Annotated in this window: 16 protein-coding genes and 1 tRNA gene; 12 read left to right on the top strand and 5 right to left on the bottom strand. The window is 34.1% G+C overall.

The window, feature by feature from the left end:
• Positions 1-100 precede the first annotated feature (100 nt).
• The gene (locus FNB79_RS02925) at positions 101-1,336 is read left to right on the top strand and encodes a metallophosphoesterase (RefSeq protein WP_143379875.1); all 1,236 of its coding nucleotides are present in this window, start codon (positions 101-103) and stop codon (positions 1,334-1,336) included.
• Between the two features lie 142 nt (positions 1,337-1,478).
• The gene (locus tag FNB79_RS02920; RefSeq protein ID WP_143379874.1) at positions 1,479-1,775 is read left to right on the top strand and encodes a thioredoxin family protein; all 297 of its coding nucleotides are present in this window, start codon (positions 1,479-1,481) and stop codon (positions 1,773-1,775) included.
• Here the strand turns inward: FNB79_RS02920 and FNB79_RS02915 are convergent.
• Together FNB79_RS02915 and FNB79_RS02910 are read right to left on the bottom strand one after the other, a co-directional pair.
• Entirely contained in the window at positions 1,772-2,398 is a 627-nt protein-coding gene (locus tag FNB79_RS02915; RefSeq protein ID WP_143379873.1) for a polysaccharide deacetylase family protein, read from the bottom strand. The two genes, FNB79_RS02920 and FNB79_RS02915, sit on opposite strands and share 4 nt — an antisense overlap.
• 5 nt (positions 2,399-2,403) lie before the next feature.
• Positions 2,404-5,715, bottom strand: coding sequence for a glycosyltransferase family 117 protein (locus FNB79_RS02910; protein WP_143379872.1), 3,312 nt, complete (start codon positions 5,713-5,715; stop codon positions 2,404-2,406).
• A gap of 153 nt (positions 5,716-5,868) precedes the next feature.
• Between FNB79_RS02910 and FNB79_RS02905 the strand changes: the two genes are divergently transcribed.
• Positions 5,869-5,941 (top strand) — tRNA-Gln (locus tag FNB79_RS02905).
• Between the two features lie 69 nt (positions 5,942-6,010).
• On the opposite strand, the gene FNB79_RS02900 is transcribed toward FNB79_RS02905, so the two are convergent.
• On the bottom strand, positions 6,011-6,451 hold the full coding sequence (locus FNB79_RS02900; RefSeq protein ID WP_143379871.1) for a hypothetical protein: 441 nt from the start codon (positions 6,449-6,451) through the stop codon (positions 6,011-6,013).
• Between the two features lie 657 nt (positions 6,452-7,108).
• The gene (locus FNB79_RS02895) at positions 7,109-7,936 is read right to left on the bottom strand and encodes a universal stress protein (protein WP_143379870.1); all 828 of its coding nucleotides are present in this window, start codon (positions 7,934-7,936) and stop codon (positions 7,109-7,111) included.
• A 160-nt stretch (positions 7,937-8,096) separates the two neighbouring features.
• Between FNB79_RS02895 and rimP the strand changes: the two genes are divergently transcribed.
• Genes rimP through infB form a run of 3 tightly spaced genes read left to right on the top strand, consistent with a single transcriptional unit; the run spans position 8,097 to position 12,749 of the window.
• A complete protein-coding gene (gene rimP, locus FNB79_RS02890; protein ID WP_143379869.1) occupies positions 8,097-8,558 on the top strand; it encodes a ribosome assembly cofactor RimP in 462 nt (153 codons plus the stop codon).
• A gap of 12 nt (positions 8,559-8,570) precedes the next feature.
• The gene (gene nusA / locus FNB79_RS02885; RefSeq protein WP_143379868.1) at positions 8,571-9,803 is read left to right on the top strand and encodes a transcription termination factor NusA; all 1,233 of its coding nucleotides are present in this window, start codon (positions 8,571-8,573) and stop codon (positions 9,801-9,803) included.
• 30 nt (positions 9,804-9,833) lie between these two features.
• Positions 9,834-12,749: a translation initiation factor IF-2 gene (infB, locus tag FNB79_RS02880; RefSeq protein WP_143379867.1), complete on the top strand. Its 2,916-nt coding sequence runs from the start codon at positions 9,834-9,836 to the stop codon at positions 12,747-12,749.
• Positions 12,750-12,813: 64 nt separating this feature from the next.
• Here the strand turns inward: infB and FNB79_RS02875 are convergent, their stop codons facing one another.
• Positions 12,814-13,209, bottom strand: a complete 396-nt coding sequence (locus tag FNB79_RS02875; RefSeq protein ID WP_143379866.1) for an SPOR domain-containing protein — start codon at positions 13,207-13,209, stop codon at positions 12,814-12,816.
• Positions 13,210-13,723: 514 nt separating this feature from the next.
• Here FNB79_RS02875 and FNB79_RS02870 point away from each other — a divergent pair.
• From FNB79_RS02870 to FNB79_RS02845, 6 genes are read left to right on the top strand one after another with little or no spacing between them, the layout of a single operon-like run.
• Positions 13,724-15,013 (top strand): c-type cytochrome, encoded by a 1,290-nt coding sequence (locus FNB79_RS02870; RefSeq protein ID WP_143379865.1) that lies wholly within the window; start codon positions 13,724-13,726, stop codon positions 15,011-15,013.
• A 30-nt stretch (positions 15,014-15,043) separates the two neighbouring features.
• Complete coding sequence (locus tag FNB79_RS02865) at positions 15,044-18,319, top strand: TAT-variant-translocated molybdopterin oxidoreductase (RefSeq protein ID WP_143379864.1); 3,276 nt, start codon at positions 15,044-15,046, stop codon at positions 18,317-18,319.
• Between the two features lie 31 nt (positions 18,320-18,350).
• Complete coding sequence (gene nrfD / locus FNB79_RS02860; RefSeq protein ID WP_143379863.1) at positions 18,351-19,802, top strand: NrfD/PsrC family molybdoenzyme membrane anchor subunit; 1,452 nt, start codon at positions 18,351-18,353, stop codon at positions 19,800-19,802.
• 9 nt (positions 19,803-19,811) lie between these two features.
• A complete protein-coding gene (locus FNB79_RS02855) occupies positions 19,812-20,345 on the top strand; it encodes a DUF3341 domain-containing protein (protein ID WP_143379862.1) in 534 nt (177 codons plus the stop codon).
• 7 nt (positions 20,346-20,352) lie between these two features.
• The gene (locus FNB79_RS02850; RefSeq protein ID WP_246073321.1) at positions 20,353-20,910 is read left to right on the top strand and encodes a c-type cytochrome; all 558 of its coding nucleotides are present in this window, start codon (positions 20,353-20,355) and stop codon (positions 20,908-20,910) included.
• Positions 20,911-20,938: 28 nt separating this feature from the next.
• Positions 20,939-22,345 carry a quinol:cytochrome C oxidoreductase gene (locus FNB79_RS02845; RefSeq protein ID WP_143379861.1) on the top strand — a complete coding sequence of 469 codons (1,407 nt, stop codon included), beginning with the start codon at positions 20,939-20,941 and terminating at the stop codon, positions 22,343-22,345.
• Positions 22,346-22,361 lie beyond the last annotated feature (16 nt).

Here is a 22,361-nt window from a genome sequence, read left to right as displayed (position 1 = left end):
GTATTTATAGGTTTGCGCACCGTCAAAACTGTATGTTTAACATTTTACTAGGACTAAATTACACTGTTAAATTTTAATTTTAACACTTAAAAAAGCTCGTATGCTTCGTTGGATTTTATTTTTTACCCTTTACATACTTTTAGATTGGTATGCGTTTCAAGCCTTTAAATCAATAACTAAACAGCGTTTTGTGTATTGGGTGTATTGGATTTTAAGTGCTTTGGTATTAGGAAACTTTATTTACGAAATGGTTCTTAACCCAAGTCATTTAAAAGTCTTAACCCATGCTAAAAGTTATGCTTTTGGGTTTTTATTAGCGGTGTTAGCTCCAAAATTAATTTTGCTAGTTATTTTAGGGCTCGAAGATCTTACGCGATTCCCTCAAGGTGTATTTCGTTACTTTAAAAAAGAAAAACAAGAGTTTGGATATTTTCCAGAACGCCGTGCTTTTATTAGCAAGCTTGCTGTTGGTTTGGCTGCTATACCATTTGCTGGTTTGTTGTATGGTATGTTTAAAGGGAAATACGATTTTAGAGTGTTAAAATACACCTTGCATTTTGAAGATTTGCCAACAGCTTTCGATGGGTATAGAATTACACAAATAAGTGATATACATAGTGGAAGTTTTGATAATCGAGAAAAAATAGAATATGCTGTAGATTTAATTAACGAACAGCAGTCTGATGCCATTTTATTTACTGGAGACTTGGTAAATAATTTAGCTTCAGAAATGATACCTTGGAAAACAACGTTTAGTCGCTTAACGGCTAAAGATGGTATATTTTCAGTATTGGGAAATCACGATTATGGCGATTATGTAACTTGGGATTCTGAAGCTAAAAAGGCACAAAATTTAGAAGATTTAAAGACCATACAAAAAGAAATGGGTTTTGATCTTATTTTAAATGATAGCCGATATTTAGAAAAAGACGGAGAACGCATTGCTATTATTGGAGTTGAAAACTGGGGTAGAGGTCACTTTAAGAAAGCAGGCGATTTAAAACAGGCAGTGTCTAAAATAGACGCAAACGATTTTAAAATTCTTATGAGTCATGACCCTTCTCATTGGGAAGATCAAGTTTTAGATGATGCATACCATTACCATTTAACGTTAAGCGGACACACCCATGGCATGCAGTTTGGTATTGAAATTCCAGGTTGGGTAAAATGGAGTCCGATAAAATGGCGTTACAAATATTGGGCAGGTGTTTATAAAGAAAAAGGACAGCTAATTAATGTAAATCGAGGTTTTGGATACTTAGGATATCCCGGTCGTGTTGGAATTTGGCCAGAAATAACGGTTATAGAATTCAAAAAAGGACCCGAAAACGCTTAATTTAACCGAAATGTTATTATTAATTTAGAAATGCTTATTTTTATGTGATATAACACGAGCAAAAGCCTTATTTTATAGCTTCTTTGAAGCTTTGATGAATAATATTATTTAAAACAACAGTAGTGCTCTTAAACATTAAAATATGTCAAAATTCGGGGAATTAATAGATGTTAGCATTCCGGTATTATTAAACTTCTTTACAGAGTGGAATGAACAATCTACAGCCATGCATCCTATCTTAAGAGATGTAGCAGCTGCTTTAGGAGATAAAGCTAAAGTGATTAAAATTGATGTAGAAAAAAACAAAGAATTAGTTGAAGCACTTCGTGTAAAAGGCTTGCCTACATTAATTATTTATAAGCATGGTGAAATGAAATGGAGATATAGTGGGGAACAAGATGCCAATACTCTTATAGGTATTGTAAGACAATATATCTAAACTGATAGTCCCTTAAACTGATAGCCCTTTTCACTGAAATATGCTAGCACCTTTGGTAGGGCAAATTGCATATTTTTAGCTGCTTTTAAGCTGTCGTGAAATACAATGATATGTCCGTCTTCTGCATGTTTTATTACATGGTTTAAACACTGCTCTGCTTTTAAATTTTTATCCCAATCAAACGAAATTATGCTCCACATGATAATCTTGTACCCGTGTTGTCTTAATATGTTGGCTTGCTTATTTTTAATTTTGCCATAAGGAGGCCTAAACAGTTTAGATGGAATTAATTGGGCTGCTTTTTCTACATTTTTAACATATTCATTAGTGTTTGTATGCCAGCCATTTAAATGGTTAAAGGTGTGGTTCCCTATGCTATGACCCGCATTAATAGTGTTAGTAAATGTCTCTGGGTATTTTCTAACATTATCGCCTATGCAAAAAAAAGTAGCTTTAGCATTATAACAAGCTAAAGTTTTTAAAACCCAAGGTGTAATCTCTGGGTGGGGACCATCGTCAAAAGTTAAATAGATGGTTTTGTTATCTAATAAAGGCATATCCCAAACGTAGTTTGGAAATATGCCTTTTATTAGTTTAGGTGTTTTTACAGGAATTAAACCCATAGTATTTATTCTGCTGGCATTAAAGCACTATCAGGTATTGATTGCAGATCTATGTCTGCAGGTTCAGGTGTTTCTGGGTCAGGACCACTACCGCCGTAAAAATGTTCAAAGAGTTTTAAGTGATTATTAAACGTTTGCATTTCGGTTTTAGCAAAGGCTTCATCATGTCTCAATAAAACATCTACTAACGATTTATAACGTTCAATATTAGTTACAATATCTTCAGCCATGTCGTATTGTTTCTCAACTTTTAGTGTACTGTAATAATTTAGGTTCTCTTGGTACTTTGTAGCCACTTCTTTAAATAATTGTCTCGCTTTTTCTGTAGCGCCTACTTCGTAATATCCTGCAATATATGGTTCTAAAAGGGTGTAATAACCAAAATAGTCTATAGGCATATTTTTCATGGCAATATCGGCTACATCTTCAGCTTTGTCTAATTTATTTTCATTGATTAATTGTTCCATTAATCGGGCTAAATTCCCTCTGTATGAGATAGAGTTTTTGCGTGTTTCAGGATCATGGTAAATATCTGGGCTTCCGCTATTACCCCAATCCCAAGATTTAACTTTTTTATACATCAAGTCGGCATCTACACGTCCCATATCAAAAGGATTACTTCTGCTTACCGGTGTTTTTATTGGTACTAATTTATAACACATACCATCTAATTGCAGGTAGTCTTTCATCCATAAATAATCGTCGTCTCCAAAACTACCTCCAGTAAAGTAAATCGGACGCTTCCAATCGTTATTAGCTATTATATCTAACATTAACAATCGGTTTTTCAATAAAGCACTATTACTGATTTTTAAATTAATTTCATCTACAATTTTATCGGCATCTTTAGGTGCTACAATCCCATTGTCTAATACTGTTTGCTTATCTACATTTATTGTTATATTCTCTACAGGGAAATAATTAGAATTTTGTAACTGTTTAGGATAGTCGTTCGGATCTTCACCTTGCATTTCTAAGATGTATTTAAATTTTGTTTTAGGATTATCACTACTTACAAAATTTATAAAATCTTTAATGTTCATGGTATCTTGTGAGACTATACGTTTCATAATATAATCACGTGTACCGTAGCGGTATTGTTCATGTGTTAACTGAGAAGGTATAGGGTCGCTTTCGTAAGCTTTACGTTTCATTTGATCTATATACCAGTCTGTTTGGAATAAACTGGTGTTTACAATACGTACATCGGTACGGTAACCTTCAATTTCTTGAGCGTACCAAAGGGCAAAGGTATCGTTGTCTCCAATAGTAAATAAGATGGCGTTTTCTGCACAGGAGTCTAAATACATTTTTGCCATAGAGCGCGCCGTGTATTTGTCTGATCTGTCATGATCATCCCAGTTATTTGCAGCCATTATTCCTGGAACAAGAACTAGGCATGCTAACGTAATTGCTGGAGCTAATAACGGAGATTTTACATGCTTTTTAAGCGTATCGAAAATGGCATAGACTCCAAAACCGATCCAGAGGGCAAATACATAGAAAGATCCTACTACAGAGTAGTCACGTTCTCTTGGTTCAAAAGGTCTTACGTTGGTGTATACTTGTATGGCAACTCCAGTAAAGAGGAAAAATACAAAAAGTACCCAAAACATTTTTTTGTCTTTATTGAATAAAAAGAATAGTCCAATAAGGCCTAAAATAAATGGTAAGAAATAATAGGTATTTCTAGCTTTATTGTTTTTAACGTCGCTTGGTAAGTTAGTTTGTGGCATATCTAAGTGCCATTCGTCTATAAAGTTTATGCCGCTTAACCAATTTCCATGGTTATCATATCTACCTTGGATATCATCTTGTCTACCTACATAGTTCCACATAAAATAACGCCAATACATATAACCTAATTGATATTGAAACATGTAAATAATATTACTTGCTAATGAAGGTTTTTCAATATCTAAGTACTGACCAAATTGAGTTAAGAAACTATTGTAATCTTCAAAATCCACATTACCTTGAGCAACATCGTTTTTAAAATTTGAAACCGATGTGCGTAATTGGTTTTCCATTTGGTACTCAGGTTTTAGCTTAAAATCTAAATAGCCTGTAAATAACATATAGTTTTGTGCATGTTCTGCACTCCACATTCTTGGTAGTATAGATGCATGTTTAGAATTGTAATTTTGTTTAGCTCGTTCGTAATCGTTCACAATAATGTATTTACCTAGAGCTTCATCCTTTTCGTAATTAGGTTTATCGTCTATATACGGGTTGTTATCATCTAAGCCAGCATATTGATCTGTGAATTGAGGTCCGTAAAACAAGTGTGTTTCTGGGTATTGTTCTAAATTGTAGTACGCCAAAAGTTCACGTGCATCTGAAGGTGCATTTTCATTTACCACTACGTTTGCGTTAGAACGAATAGGTAGCATCATCCAAGACGAAAATCCTATAAATATAAATAGTAAACACAGTGTTAAAGTGTTTAAGTGTACGTAACTTTTTTGTCGTGTATATTTTAATCCAAAATAGAATGCTGCTATTACAATTAAAGCAGCGATTATTGTTCCGGAATTAAAAGGTAATCCAATAGAATTAATGAAAAATATCTCTGAAGTACTAAAGAATTTTAGTGTATTAGGAAGTAGTAATTTAAAAATAAAAAGTAAGATGGCAACAGCAACCACATTAGCTATTATAAAATTTTTAATAGTTATGGTCTTGTAATTTTTAAAATAATAAACAAGTGCAATACCAGGAATGGTTAATAGTCCCATAAAATGTACCCCAAAAGATAACCCAATAATAAAAGAAATTAAAACTAACCAACGATTTCCACGTGGGGTATTCATATCCTGTTCCCAACGTAAGCCTAGCCAAAACATAACAGCCATAATTAAAGTGGCCATAGCGTAAACTTCCGTTTCTACAGCATTAAACCAAAACGAATCTGTAAATGTAAATGCTAAACTCCCTACTAAACCACTGCCAAGAATAGCCATAGCTTTAGATTTACTTAACGGTTTTCCTGTGTAAATTATATTCTTTAATAATAAAGTAATGGTCCAAAACATGAATAAAATAGTGAATGCACTAGCTACAGCACTCATTAAGTTTAACATGACACCTATTTGTGATGGTTTTAAGGCAAACATTGAGAAAAATGCACCTAGCATTTGAAATAGAGGTGCCCCTGGAGGGTGACCAACTTGGAGTTTGGCAGAGGTTAAAATATATTCTCCCGCATCCCAGTAGCTTACAGTAGGTTCGACAGTTAGTCCATAGGTTACTAAAGCAATAGCAAAAGCAAACCAACCTAAGATGGTATTCCACTTTTTAAAGTTGAATTGTGTCATGAAATTTTGTTATTTATTCGGTAGGGCGAATTTAATAATAAATATGTAACAGTGAAGCGTTTTATGTAAACCTTAATAATTAGATTAATTTTTTTTAAAAAAAAGTTTGTGTGTATTATAAAATGTTCTATATTTGCACTCTCAAATTATTGATGGCCTATGGTGTAACTGGCAACACGTTGGTTTTTGGTACCAAAGAGTCTAGGTTCGAGCCCTAGTGGGCCAACAACAAACCCCAATCTTGAAAAAGGTTGGGGTTTTGTTATTTTATAGATTAATTGTGATTTACGGTGTTTTATTTAAAAAAATCTTTAATAAAATTAATGGATAACAATTGGATTATAAATAATGCCGAACCAATTAAAAAAAACTCCCAATTAAATTTTTGTTTTATTCTACTAAAAGTAGTTGCGGTTGTGTTTATTTGATTTTTGTTGAGTTCCTGTATATAGTATCCGCCTTCTTTTTGAAACTCTAATCCGTATAGCGTTATGGATAGGTTTCCATTTTCATGTTCTTTTATATAGCCGTCGTTAATAAGTTTATTTTTAATATACTCTTTTGTATAGTTTTTCCAATGTTCTTTTTGTAGTGCTTTGGCAATATAGTTCATATCAATTTTGCATGGATTTGTTTCTTTAAAAATAGCTTTAAATTCAGGGGCTTCGTAAGCAGCTAAAAGACCAAGTGTATTGTCTAAAATAGCATTGTTAAATGTAGGAGGTTGTTGCATCATAATTTGGGTAAATATTTATTATAATCAAATTTTAAGCACCTTTGTTAAATTATTAAAAGGTTTTATAAGTAGGTATTATCAAATATATAAAAATAGTTTTTGTTTTTCTAGAAAAAAAATAGATTCTAGACGAATGGAAAGAGGTCTGTTTTTGTTCAAAAAATTTGAATTTAATTGTTTACATCGTGTGGATCAATGTATTAATAATTAGTAGTGTAAGTAGGGTGTTTGGGTTTAAGTAATTATATTATATATTTATAAGTGTTTTGTAAAATATTATTAATGAATAAGTAACCTGTGTGAAAACACCTTAATTGTATTAGCTGTATTGTTTAGTTTTGCTGTATCTGTATAAGAAACAGAACGTGAAATGTTTGAAGGTTTGTATAATGTAGAAAAGAAAGTTACTCTAAGCGATTTTTTGGAGTTAGAAGCTGTCGAAGCTACTGATTTTTGGAGTATTTATGATGTTATATACTTTTGAACGTTATGTGCAAACCTCAATTGATGCGTTGTTCAGGAGGTGCTACCTTTGATAGGTGAGTAGTAAAGGTTTTTTTCTTAAGAAAAACAAAAAACCACCTTAATAAAGTGGTTTTTTTTTCTTGAGAATAATTGACTAGCTCTTAAGATTTTAAAATATATATGTTGTTTGTGTTAAATTTTAAAAGTAATAACAGGTCTTACGGCGTGGTTAACTATGTCTTCGCTAATGCTACCATTAAAGAAATGTGCAATACCTTGTCTCCCATTGGTGCTAATGCCAATAATATCTGCGCTAATTTTTTCAGCAAAGTTTAAAATGCCTTTTTCAATAGTATCGTCGTTTTGAATGTTTATGGTGTAATTTTTGTAATCAGAACCTTCAATGAATTTTTCAATACGGTCTAGAGATTCTTTACTTGTAGAAAAGGTGTTAGGTGTGTTTACTAATAGTAAGTGAATTTTAGAATTAAATTTTTCAGCAAATTTTATGGCTTCTGTGTAGGTATGTTTGTTTTCAATATTAAAATCTGAGGCAAACACCATGTCATCTGCTTTAAATTCGTTTATAGAACTTTTAATAACTAAAACTGGGACTTCAGAAGTACGTACAACTTTCTCTGTGTTAGAGCCAATAAAGATTTCTTTAAAACCTGTTGCGCCATGAGAGCCCATAACTATAAGATCAATATCTAATTCTCTTGCAGTTTCATTTATACCTTGAAATGTAGAGTTGGTTTTTATAGAGTGATGTACGGTAATGTCTTGTAAAAAGTTTTTCTCTAAGAGTTCGTTAAATTTTTTTGCTGCAAGTTTCATGAAATAAAGTGCCTCCGGTATTTCGCTATAAGTAGGGTGCATTTTATCTAGTTCTGCAACAGGAAGATCTATCATGTGTAATAAGTGTATTTCACAATCAAATTTTTTAGCAAATTTAGCGGCAACTTTAGTAGCGTATTCTGCTTCGTCCGAAAAATCTGTTGGGACCATTATTCTTTTCATGAGTATGTTTTAGTTTTTTTGGTTAAACGGCAGTATAAAATTACGGATAAAATTTGATATTTGAAAGCTTGCGTTAATTAATAAAAAAATTGTATATTTGCCACGTTGTAAGAAAAAAGAATATGCGAGGGGACAGAGTCCCCTCTTTTTATACTAAAAAATGTTTAGAACAACTGTTGAAGATTTATTAGAAAAGACCTTACAAGAACGAAATGATTTGTTTTTGATAAGTTTAACTATTTCCGCAGAGCATGCTATTAAAATCATTATTGATGGAGATGAAGGTGTGAGTGTAGAGGATTGTATGTTTGTAAGTCGGGCTATAGAATCAGGAATAGACAGAGAAGAACAAGATTTTTCTTTAGAAGTTATGTCTGCAGGAGCAGCATCTCCGTTATTACTAAGCAGGCAATATGCTAAAAATATAGGAAGAACATTAGAAGTTAAGACCAAAACAGAGACTATTGAAGCTGTTTTAGTAGATGCTAATGAAGATGAAATAGTTTTAGAATGGAAAGCAAGAGAGCCAAAACCAGTAGGTAAAGGCAAAGTTACTGTTCAGAAAAAAGCAAATATTTCTTATAACGACATTGTAGAAGCTAAAGTGATGATTAAATTTTAATTCAAAAGAGTTATGGAAAATCTTGCGTTAATTGATTCTTTTTCAGAATTTAAGGACGATAAATTAATAGATCGTGTAACGTTAATGGCGATTTTAGAAGATGTTTTTAGAAACGCATTAAAGAAAAAATTTGGAGATGATGATAATTTTGATATTATTATAAATCCAGATAAAGGCGATTTAGAAATATGGAGAAACCGTATTGTAGTTGCAGATGGGGAGGTTGAAGAACCAAATCAAGAGATTTCATTAAGTGAAGCTCGTAAAATTGAGCCTGATTTTGAAGTAGGTGAAGATGTGTCTGAAGAAGTGAAGTTAATAGATTTAGGTCGTCGTGCTATCTTAGCATTGCGTCAAAATTTAATTTCTAAAATTCATGAACACGACAATACAAATATTTACAAACAGTTTAAAGACTTAATTGGAGATATTTATACGGCAGAAGTGCACCATATTCGTCATAGAGCTGTAATTTTGTTAGATGATGAAGGAAACGAAATCATTTTACCAAAAGAAAAACAAATTCCTTCGGATTTTTTCCGAAAAGGAGATAATGTAAGAGGAGTAATTGAAAATGTAGAATTAAAGGGAAGTAAACCGGCAATTATTATGTCGCGTACATCACCTTTATTTTTAGAAAAATTATTCGAACAAGAAATACCAGAAGTTTTTGATGGATTAATTTCTGTTAAAAATGTAGTAAGAATACCAGGTGAAAAAGCAAAAGTAGCAGTAGATTCTTACGATGATCGTATAGATCCAGTTGGTGCCTGTGTAGGTATGAAAGGATCTAGAATTCACGGCATAGTTCGTGAATTAGGTAACGAAAATATAGATGTTATCAATTTTACAAGTAACTTGCAATTGTACATCACTAGAGCGCTAAGTCCAGCAAAAGTGACATCAATTAAAATTGATGAAGAAAATAAACGTGCAGAAGTTATTTTAAAACCTGAAGAAGTAAGTAAAGCCATTGGACGTGGTGGTCACAACATCAGATTAGCCGGTCAATTAACAGGTTATGAGATTGATGTATTTAGAGAAGGTGCAGAAGAAGACGTGGAGTTAACCGAGTTTTCTGATGAAATTGATAGCTGGATTATTGATGAGTTAAGCAAAGCTGGGCTTGATACAGCAAAAAGTGTTCTAGACCAAGATGTAGAAGATTTGGTGAAAAGAACAGATTTAGAAGAAGAAACAATTAACGAAGTTATTAGAATTCTTAGAGAAGAGTTTGAAGAATAACTTATATTTGGGGTATATTAAAGGCAATTTATGGCTGAAACAATAAGATTAAATAAAGTTTTACGTGAGTTAAACATCTCTATCGACCGTGCAGTAGATTTTTTAGAGTCTAAAGGTATGGAAATCGATAAGCGTCCTACTACAAAAATTTCACAGGAAGTATACAATGTGCTTTCTGGAGAATTTCAAACAGATGCAAGTAAGAAGGTGGCCTCTCAAGAAGTAAGCGAAGCGAAGCTGAAAGAAAAAGAAGCCTTGCGTGAACAGCGCGAGCGCGAACTTGAAGCTAAACAAAAAGAAGAAGCTAAGAGAGACCAGATAGTTAAAGCCAAATCACATCTCTCAGGTCCAAAACAAGTAGGTAAAATCGATTTAAATCCTAAACCTAAGGAAACGACTAAACCTGTAGAGAAAAAGGAAGTACCCGTCCAGCCAAAAGCAGAAGAGGAGAAACCTAAGGAGATTGTTTCAGAAGAGAAAAAGGTTAAAGTTGAGGCGAAACAGGAAGAAAAACCTATAGTGAAACCCGTAACTAAACCAGAGTATAAAGAACAAAAACCAGTTCAAAAGGATCACTCTAAAGTACAACACCACACTCCTAAAGTAGAGCAAAAGCCTAAAACTGTAACACCACCTTCACAACCAACGCCTTCAAAACCTGTTCAAGAGGACAAGAAAAAAAACTTTTCAAAACCAACAGAACCCGTTAAAAAAACGGAGCCTAAGGCAGAAGAAGATAAACCGGTTGTAGACGAGCGTATTGAAACTAAATATACTAAACTTTCAGGACCAAAAATTGCAGGAGAAAAAATAGATTTATCCCAATTTAATAAACCTAAAAAGAAACCTGTTGCTAAAACAGGAGATAATGCCTCTGCGAATAAAAGAAAACGTAGACGTATTAGTAAACCTGGAGATAATACAAATAAACCTGGAGGAAATTCTAACGGACCAGGAAGAACGGTTAAACCTAGCAACTATAAAGGAAAAAGAGCTGGCGGTCCAGGTCAATCTAAACGTCCAATAGTTAAAGAGGAGCCTAGCGAAGCAGAAGTACAAAAACAAGTTAGAGAAACTTTAGAAAAACTTCAAGGTAAATCCAATAAAGGTAAAGGTGCAAAATATCGTAGAGATAAAAGAGATTCACATAGAGAACAAAGTCAGAAAGACATTGATCAACAAGAAGCAGAAAGCAAAATCTTAAAAGTAACAGAATTTGTTACTGCTAGTGAAGTTGCTACTATGATGGATGTTTCAGTAACTCAAATTATCTCGGCATGTATGTCGTTAGGTATGATGGTTACTATGAACCAGCGTTTAGATGCTGAAACACTTTCTATTGTAGCAGATGAATTTGGTTACCAAGTAGAATTTGTGACTTCAGACCTTGAAGAAAACATAGAAGTAGTAGAGGATAAACCAGAAGATTTGGTAGAACGTGCACCTATTATTACTGTAATGGGACACGTAGATCACGGTAAAACATCGTTATTAGATTATATCCGTAAGGAAAATGTAATCGCTGGAGAATCTGGAGGAATTACACAACATATTGGTGCATATGGAGTAACCTTAGAAAGCGGACAAAAAATAGCGTTCTTAGATACACCAGGTCACGAAGCCTTTACAGCTATGCGTGCTCGTGGTGCTCAAGTAACAGATCTAGCAATTATTGTTATTGCTGCCGATGACGATATCATGCCTCAAACAAAAGAAGCTATTGCGCATGCACAAGCAGCAGGGGTACCGATTGTTTTTGCAATTAACAAAATAGATAGACCCGCAGCTAACCCAGACCGTATTAAGGAAGGTTTAGCTCAAATGAACTTATTAGTAGAAGATTGGGGAGGTAAAATTCAATCTCATGATATTTCAGCTAAACAAGGAACAGGAGTTAAAGAATTATTAGAAAAAGTATTACTTGAAGCCGAATTGTTAGAGCTTAAAGCAAATCCTAATAAATTAGCCTTAGGAACTGTTGTTGAAGCATTTCTAGATAAAGGTAGAGGATATGTGTCTACAATTCTAGTACAAGCTGGAACATTAAAAATTGGAGATTACGTACTTGCTGGTAAAAACAGTGGTAAAATTAAAGCCATGCATGATGAGCGTGGAAATGAAATTAAAGAAGCTGGGCCAAGTACACCTGTCTCTATTTTAGGATTAGATGGTGCACCACAGGCTGGAGATAAATTTAATGTTTTTGAAGACGAGCGTGAAGCTAAACAAATTGCTACAAAACGTACGCAATTACAACGTGAACAATCTGTACGTACACAACGTCATATTACTTTAGATGAAATTGGACGTCGTATAGCATTAGGGGATTTCCAAGAATTAAACATTATTTTAAAAGGAGATGTAGATGGTTCTGTAGAAGCTTTAACAGATTCATTCCAGAAATTATCTACCGAAGAAATTCAAGTTAACATCATCCATAAAGGTGTAGGTGCCATTACAGAGAGTGATGTATTATTGGCTTCTGCTTCAGATGCAATTATTATTGGATTTAATGTAAGACCAATGGGTAATGCAAGAACTATTGCTGATAAAGAAGAAATAGATATCCGTACCTACTCTATTATTTACGATGCTATTAATGATCTTAAAGATGCAATGGAAGGTATGTTGTCTCCAGAGCTTAAAGAAGAAATTACTGGTACAGCAGAAATTAGAGAAATCTTTAAAGTATCTAAAATAGGAAGCATTGCTGGTTGTATGGTTACTAACGGTAAAGTTGTAAGAACTAATGGTATACGTTTAATTAGAGACGGTGTTGTAGTATATACAGGAGAATTAGCGTCGCTTAAACGATTTAAAGATGATGTTAAGGAAGTAACCAAAGGCTATGATTGTGGTATGCAAATTAAGAATTACAATGATATTAAAGAAGGTGACGTCATCGAATCATTCCATGAAGTTGAAGTTAAAAAGAAACTTAAATAAGTTTAATATAGTCATAAAAAAAGGCAACCAATCGGTTGCCTTTTTTTATGACTATATATAAGTGTTAACTTTTAGGTTTAGGTTGAAAAATAAACCCGTTAGGATAGTTATCTTTAATTTCTGCTAGTGCACGATCTGCTTCTAATCTACTTCTATAACTTCCAACCCAAATTTTATAATTTGGTGTTTCGTATACTAGTGTTGCCTTCCAATTATCATAAGCACTGTTATAATTAGATAATTCTTTCTCGGCACCAAGTCTACTTCCTGAATAAATTTGAATTTTAAAACGGTTAGTAGCGTTTTCGTCTTTATTCATTTCTTTTTTTACTTCTAGTAACTTATCAATTTTTGGATCTTGATTAAGCTCAATGTGGCCTTGCTGCCCATAGCTTACAGCAGAAAGTGTAACAACACAAAAACCAGTTAAGGCTATAAGTTTTATGTTTAATAATTTCATTTTATCGATTTTATTGCATTTGCAAATGTAAAGTAATTAAGATAAAGATATAATAAACATTAATAGATTCTCTTTTCACTTATATTTTAATTGAAGCTATAAATTTTAAAAGTTAGTTTTTTATAAAAAATAGAATATAATTAAACATCTAACAATGCACAAATTTAGTGATATGTCAACGTTTGCACATTCATGTTTATAGTCTTTAAAATGATTTAAAAAAATGATTAAAGTCATTTTACTAATAGTATATAATGCACCTCTTTACACCAAATTAGGGCATTAAAATTATGTGCTTATATATGCTGTTTTCCCCATTAATACTGAAAGAATCAAAGTATACTGCAGATGATCGTTTATTATTTAGACCTTTTCTAAATTATCATTAACAATACTATAACGTTTTATCAATCCACTTTAAATGTTATTTTTGTTGCATATTTTATGACTGTTTTTTTGTCTATTCTAGATGGGAAAATTTTACCAAAGTTAAGAAGTTAATTCAAACAATAATATGAAACAGGTGATTCACCGTAAATTCAGCAAAAACATCTTTCGTTTAGCTCTAGTTATTTTACTTGCGTTTACAACCTATGTATCGGCTCAAGGCGACCCGGCAAAAGGAAAAGCATTGTTTAATTCTAATTGTGCCGCATGTCACCAATTAGATAAAAAAATGACAGGACCAGCGTTGCGTAATGTCGAAGCAAGATTAAGTGAAGAAGGATTAGATAAAGACTGGATTCATTCATGGGTTCGTAACAGTTCTGGATTAATCAAGTCTGGCGATGCTTATGCGAATAAAATTTTTAGTGAGTACAATAATGTACCAATGACAGCTTTTCCTCAGTTATCTGATGAGGATCTTGATAATATTTTAGCATATACTGCACAAGAAAAAACAACTCCGGCTGCTGCAGCTGATGATGCTGTTGGTGCTGCTCCTGCAAGTGGAGAAGGTGATGGTATATCTAACCAAATTATCTTAGGTGCTTTAGTTATATTGTTTGGTTTGTTAGCTATGGCTTTAATACTAGTGCGTCAAACTTTAAACCGTTTTGCTGAGGCTAAAGGTGTAGAAGTAGAGAAAACTAAAGGTGTGCCTTTATGGAAAGCATTTGTTCAAAATCAATTTTTAGTTTTAGTTACCGTAGTTCTATTCTTATTGGTTGGTGCTTATTATGCATATGGGTATTTAATGCAAGTAGGGGTGGATCAAGGTTACCAACCGGTACAGCCAATACATTACTCACATAAAATTCACGCGGGAGATAACGGTATAGATTGTAAATATTGTCACTCTTCAGCTCGAGTTAGTAAAACTTCAGGAATACCATCATTAAATGTATGTATGAACTGTCATAAGTCTATATACGAAGTAGCTGAATCTACAGCAACTCCAGAACATAGTAAAGAGTTTTACGATGGAGAAATTCAGAAGTTATACAAAGCCGTAGGCTGGGATGATACCGAGCAAAAATATACAGGAGAAACACAACCTGTTAAATGGGTTAGAATTCATAATTTACCAGATTTCGTTTACTTCAATCACTCACAACACGTTACTGTAGCAGGAGTGGAGTGTCAGACGTGTCATGGTCCTGTAGAGGAAATGGAGGTTATGTATCAAGATGCTCCATTAACAATGGGATGGTGTATTAACTGTCACAGAGAAACAAATGTAAAAGTTAAAGACAACGATTACTATACAAAAATCCACGAAGAATTATCTAAAAAGTACGGTGTTGAGGAGCTAACAGCTGCGCAGATGGGTGCTTTAGAATGTGGTAAGTGTCATTATTAATTTATTTAAGAAGTAATTCAATTATACAATATGTCATCAAACAAGAAATACTGGAAAAGTGTTGAAGAGCTTAACGAAAATAGCTCTATTGTTGAGGCGCTAAAACAAAACGAATTTGTTGAGGAAATACCTACAGACGAGTTTTTAGGTGATAAAGCAACGCTTGAGTCATCGTCTACAACTCGAAGAGATTTCTTAAAATATGTTGGTTTTAGTACAGCAGCCGCATCGCTTGCAGCTTGTGAAGGACCAGTAATTAAATCGATTCCTTATGTAGTGCAGCCAGAACAAATTATTCCTGGTGTTGCTAATTATTATGCTACAACTATCGCAGATGGTTTTGATTTTGCTAGTGTTTTGGTAAAAACACGTGAAGGTCGTCCTATTAAAATTGAGAACAATTCCTTAGCTAAAACTAATGGAAGTGCCAATGCAAGAGTTAATGCTTCGGTGTTAGGATTGTATGATAGTTTAAGAGTTCAAGGCCCATTAAAGAGTGGTAGCCCAATCTCTTGGAGCGATTTTAATGCTGAAATAGCTTCTAAGTTATCTGGTTTAAGTAATGCTGGGAAAGAAATTGTTTTGTTAACACAAACTTTTGCAAGTCCATCTACTGAACGATTAATAAATGCATTTAAAGAAAAATATGGTAAGGTTCGTCATGTAGTATATGATGCTATATCAGAATCTGCAGCTTTAGATGCTTATGAAGCTAAGTATGGTAGCCGTGGTTTAGCAGATTATAATTTTGCTCATGCAGAGACAATCGTGTCATTTGGTGCAGATTTTATTGGTGATTGGCAAGGTGGTGGCTTCGATGCTGGGTATTCTGCAGGACGTGTTCCTAAAGCAGGTAAAATGTCTAAGCATATTCAATTTGAAGCAAATATGTCACTTTCTGGTGCCAATGCAGATAAACGAATTCCTTCAACTCCTAGTCAACAAAAAATAGCTTTAGCTAAATTATATAGTTATATCGTTGGTGGTTCTGTTTCTGGAACATTACCAGCGCATATAGATGCAGCTGTAAAAACTGCAGCGGCTCAGTTAAAAGCTTCAGGACGCGATAGTGTTGTTGTAACAGGTTTACAAGATGTAAATGCACAAGCCTTGGTGTTAGAAATTAATGCCGCATTACAAAGTAAAGCGTTTAAACCTAGTGTTCCAATTTTAACTAGACAAGGGAACGATAAAGCTGTAGCACAATTAGTTGCAGATATGAAAGCTGGTCGTATTGGTGGTCTTATTATGAGTGGTGTTAATCCATTATATAGTTTGCCAAATGCATCAGATTTTGCAGAAGGTTTAAAGCAAACAGAATTAGCTGTAACCTTCTCTATGAAATTAGATGAGACAGCTTCTCAGACAGAATACTTAGCTGCAGCACCTCATTATTTAGAAGCTTGGGGTGATGTAGAATTAAAACGCGGACATTTTGCGCTAACACAGCCAACAATTCGTCCGTTGTTTGATACAAAACAATTTCAAGAAGCTTTATTAGCATGGACAGGTAATACTTCATCTTATCATGACTATATTAAAGAGACTTGGGAATCAGATATTTTAAATGGTGCGTCCTTTAATCAAGCCATTCACGATGGTTCATTCATTTCAGGCACTTTAGTAAATGGAATAACAAAAGAAACCATTGAAAAAAAGAAAACAGATCTAAAGGATAAGAAAGATAGAACTTGGGCAGGAGAAATAATTCATGATGCTGCTGTTGGTGTTGGTTTAGCTAAAAATAATCAAGATGAATATGTTACAACTACAACATCTAAAACAGTTTCAAACGGAGCAGGTCCTTTAAGTAGTGATGGTTTTACTGTAAACGAAATTTCTGGTGCTGCCGCAGCTTCTGCTTTAGTAAGTTCAGCAAAATCAGAAGGATTAGAGCTAGTATTATATTCTAAAACAGGAATGGGAGATGGTCAACAAGCCAATAACCCATGGTTACAAGAATTTCCAGATCCAATTACAAGAACATCTTGGGATAACTATTTAACTGTTTCTAAAGCCGATGCTGATGCACTTGGCTTAATGAATAAGCATGTAGCAAATGGCGGTTTAAACGGAAGTTATGCTAGTGTTACAGTAAACGGTGTGACTTTAGAGCGTGTACCAGTTATAATTCAACCTGGACAAGCCAAAGGTTCTGTTGGTTTAGCGTTTGGTTATGGTAGATATGCAGGACTAAAAGACGAAATGAAGACTGGTGTAAATGCTTTTGGTTTATATCAAGATTTTAATACTGTTCAAAATGTGTCTGTTTCAGCTGTAGAAGGCGAGCATGAATTTGCTTGCGTACAGTTGCAAAATACATTAATGGGACGCGGTGACATCATTAAAGAAACGACTCTAGAAATCTTTAATACTAAAGATAAGAAAGAATGGAATTCTATTCCAGTTGTATCTCTTAACCACGTTGAGACTCCTGTAACGTCACCTGAAGTAGATTTATGGGATGAATTTGATCGTACTGTTGGACATCACTTTAATTTATCTATTGACTTAAATGCGTGTACAGGTTGTGGGGCATGTGTTATTGCATGTCATGCAGAAAATAACGTTCCTGTTGTAGGTAAGAGTGAAATACGTCGTAGCCGTGATATGCACTGGTTACGTATTGATAGATACTATTCTTCAGACGAAACATTTGAAGAAGACAATATTAAGAAAGAGGAGTTCTCTGGATTATTTGGAGATAACGGTTCATTAGGAGGATTTGGACAATTAGAACATGCTTCAGATAATCCGCAAGTGGCTTTCCAACCTGTAATGTGTCAGCATTGTAACCACGCACCTTGTGAAACAGTTTGTCCAGTTGCGGCAACATCACATGGTCGTCAAGGTCAAAACCAGATGGCATATAACCGTTGTGTAGGTACAAGATATTGTGCTAACAACTGTCCTTATAAAGTACGTCGTTTTAACTGGTTCTTATACAATGGTAATGATGAGTTTGATTACCATATGAATGATGACTTAGGACGTATGGTATTAAACCCAGACGTAGTAGTTCGTTCTCGTGGTGTTATGGAAAAATGTTCAATGTGTATTCAAATGACACAGAAAACTATTCTAGACGCAAAACGTGATGGACGTGTTATTAAAGATGGTGAATTCCAAACCGCTTGTTCTGCAGCTTGTAGTAGTGGAGCAATGGTCTTTGGAGATGTTAACGATAAAGACAGTAAGGTAGCACACCTTAAAGAAGATAAACGTATGTATCACTTGTTAGAACATATTGGAACAAAACCTAATGTGATTTACCAAACTAAAGTGAGAAATACAACAGAAGCATAATTAACGAATTAAGAAATAATTAGATAAGGATATGGCGTCTCATTACGAAGCACCTATAAGAAGACCCTTAGTTACAGGAGAAAAGTCTTACCACGACGTTACTGTCGATGTAGCAAGACCTGTAGAAGGCAAAGCAAACAAGTTATGGTGGATAGTTTTCTCTATTTCATTAGTAGCTTTCCTTTGGGGAATAGGATGTATATTATACACAGTATCAACTGGTATTGGAACTTGGGGTTTAAATAAAACCGTAGGTTGGGCCTGGGATATTACCAACTTTGTTTGGTGGGTAGGTATCGGTCACGCAGGAACATTAATTTCTGCAGTACTTTTATTATTCCGTCAGAAATGGAGAATGGCAATTAACAGATCTGCAGAAGCCATGACAATTTTCGCGGTTTTTCAAGCAGGTTTATTCCCTATTATTCACATGGGTCGTCCATGGTTAGGTTACTGGGTATTACCTATACCAAACCAATTTGGATCGTTATGGGTTAACTTTAACTCGCCTTTACTTTGGGACGTATTCGCGATTTCAACATATTTATCTGTATCATTAGTATTCTGGTGGACAGGTTTATTACCAGATTTTGCGATGTTAAGAGACCGTGCTATCAAACCTTTCCAAAAGAAAATTTACAGTTTATTAAGTTTTGGTTGGTCAGGTAGAGCTAAAGATTGGCAACGTTTTGAAGAAGTCTCTTTGGTCCTTGCAGGTTTAGCAACACCACTTGTACTTTCGGTACACACCATTGTATCATTTGACTTTGCTACTTCGGTAATTCCAGGATGGCATACTACCATTTTCCCTCCTTACTTCGTTGCAGGAGCGGTATTCTCAGGATTTGCTATGGTAAACACACTTCTTATTATTATGCGAAAGGTGTGTAATTTAGAAGACTACATTACTGTGCAGCATATCGAATTAATGAACATTGTAATCATGATTACAGGTTCTATAGTTGGTGTGGCTTATATTACAGAGTTGTTTATTGCTTGGTATTCTGGTGTAGAATACGAACAATATGCCTTCTTAAACAGAGCAACTGGACCTTATGCATGGGCATATTGGATGATGATGTCTTGTAACGTATTCTCTCCACAATTTATGTGGTTCAAAAAATTAAGAACAAGTATAATGTTTTCATTCTTTATTTCAATAGTAGTAAATATAGGAATGTGGTTTGAACGTTTTGTAATTATTGTAACATCATTACACAGAGATTATTTACCATCTTCTTGGACAATGTTCTCTCCAACATTTGTTGATATTGGAATATTTATTGGAACAATAGGATTCTTCTTTGTATTATTCTTATTGTACTCTAGAACATTCCCTGTAATTGCACAAGCAGAAGTTAAGACTATTTTAAAGTCTTCCGGACAGAGTTATAAGAACATTAGAGAACGTGGTGATAGTTTAGTAGGAACGGGTGCAGACCCAAGAACTTCTGGAACCGCAGTTAATAATTCAAAAAACTAAGAGTAGCATATGGAATCTTCAAAAGTTATTCACGCTATTTATACAGATGACGACGTTTTAATGGCTGCCGTTAAAGACGTTCGTACAGCAAAATATCATATAGACGAGGTATTTACACCTTTTCCAGTTCACGGATTAGATAAGGCTATGGGATTAGCTCCAACACGTTTGGCAATCACAGCTTTTATATACGGTTGTATTGGTTTAACAGTGGCTACAGTTATGATGAATTTTATCATGATTGAAGACTGGCCTCAAGATATTGGTGGTAAACCTAGTTTTAGTTACTTAGAGAACTTACCTGCGTTTGTACCAATTATGTTTGAACTTACAGTATTTTTTGCAGCTCACTTAATGGTGATTACATTTTATTTAAGAAGTAAAATTTGGCCATTTAAAGATGCAGAAAATCCAGATCCAAGAACAACCGACGATCACTTCTTAATGGAGATCTCTGTAAACAATGATAATGAAGACGCTATCACCGAGTTGTTAAAAACTACAGGTGCAGTAGAAATTAACTTAGTAGATAAAGCCCATTAATAGACTTATGAAAAGCTTAATAAAAATAGTTGCAATAGCCGTAGTTTTAATATCTGTCGTTTCATGTCAAGAAAATGGTAGACCAAACTATCAGTTTATGCCTAATATGTACGAATCAGTTGGATATGAGACGTACTCAGAAACAAGTGCATTTAGAAATGGTGTTGAAGCTCAAGTTCCAGCAGATGGAACTGTAGCTAGAGGACATATGCCTTTTACTATTCCTAATACGTTAGAAGGATATGAAGACGCAAAATTAAATTTAATGAATCCTTTAGATTCTACTTTAATAGACTCTAAAAGAGGAAAAGAATTGTATGATATTTACTGTGGGATTTGTCACGGTACAAAAGGAGACGGACAAGGAAACTTGGTTAAAAGAGAGAAAATTTTAGGAGTTCCTCAATACGATGATGCTGGACGTAATATTACTGTTGGTAGTGTATATCACACTATTTATTATGGAAAGAACGCCATGGGATCTTATAAAAACCAATTGTTAGAAGAAGAGCGTTGGCAAGTAGCTGCTTATGTTATGCAACTTAAAGCAGATTTAGAAAAGTAAGTCGATTAGATAAAGATTATATATAGATATGTACACACTTTCAAATAAATTAAGAACATTTTCTTTCGCTCTAATAATCTTAGGATTTATAGGGGTAGTATATGGTTTTATGTCTTCTCATAAATCTTTAGACGAAGTAAAAACCATGTTGGCTACTGAGGCTGCTCATCACGGTGGTGGTTCTCACGAAGTGGCTCAAGCTACTCATGAAGTAGATCCACATGAAGGTCATGGCAACGCGATGTCTCATGGAGAAGATACTCATGCCGATGCCGCTCATGGTGAAACTGCACACGCAGAAGCTGATGCTCACGAACATCACGGCGATGCACATGCAGAACATGTACAACATCAATTGGCTAATAGACCTTGGTCTGCACTGTATGTTGCTGCATTTTTCTTTATGATGATTTCGTTAGGAGTTTTAGCGTTTTACGCAATTCAAATAGCAGCTCAAGCAGGTTGGTCTCCAGTACTTTTTAGAGTTATGGAAGGAATTACAGCTTACCTTCTACCAGGTGCAATAATTGTACTATTAATTGCTGTAGCTTCAGGAACAATTGGTCACTATAATTTATTTGTATGGATGGACCCAGAAGTAGTTGCCGATGATAAGTTAATTCAAGGAAAATCAGGATGGTTAAACATTGGTTGGTTTGCTGTTAGAGGATTAGTATTTATTGCAGGTTGGAGCACTTATAGATATTTTTCACGTAAATTTAGTATAGCACAAGATAACGCAGATGATAATTCTAACTTTAAGAAAAATTTCCGTATTTCTGCTGGATTTTTAGTGTTCTTTATCTATTCAGAATCTATCATGTCTTGGGACTGGATAATGAGTGTAGATCCACACTGGTACTCTACATTATTTGGATGGTATGTGTTTGCAAGTATGTTTGTTAGTGGTATTACCGTTATTGCTTTAATAGCTGTTTATTTAAAATCTAAAGGATATTTAGAGTTAGTAAACGACAGCCATATTCATGATTTGGCTAAGTTTATGTTTGGTATTAGTGTGTTTTGGACTTATTTATGGTTCTCACAATTTATGTTAATTTGGTACTCAAACATTCCTGAAGAAGTAACTTATTTCATTACCCGAATAGAAGACTATAATTTACCATTCTTTGGTATGGTTGTATTAAACTTTTTATTCCCATTATTAATTTTAATGAATAGTGATTATAAACGTGTGCCTTGGTTTGTAGTCATGGCTGGAGTTGTAATTTTATTCGGACATTATATTGATATTTTCAACATGATTATGCCTGCAACTGTAGGAGATAGATGGTCTGTTGGAATTCCAGAAATTAGTTCAATATTATTATTTGCAGGATTGTTTATATTTGTTGTGTTCACTGCTTTAACAAAAGCACCATTACATGCAAAACGTAATCCTTTAATGAAGGAAAGTGAACATTTTCATTATTAATTCACGATCCATTACT

Source organism: Formosa sediminum (assembly GCF_007197735.1).
GTDB lineage: Bacteria > Bacteroidota > Bacteroidia > Flavobacteriales > Flavobacteriaceae > Formosa > Formosa sediminum.
This window is presented reverse-complemented; position numbering and strand designations above follow the sequence as displayed.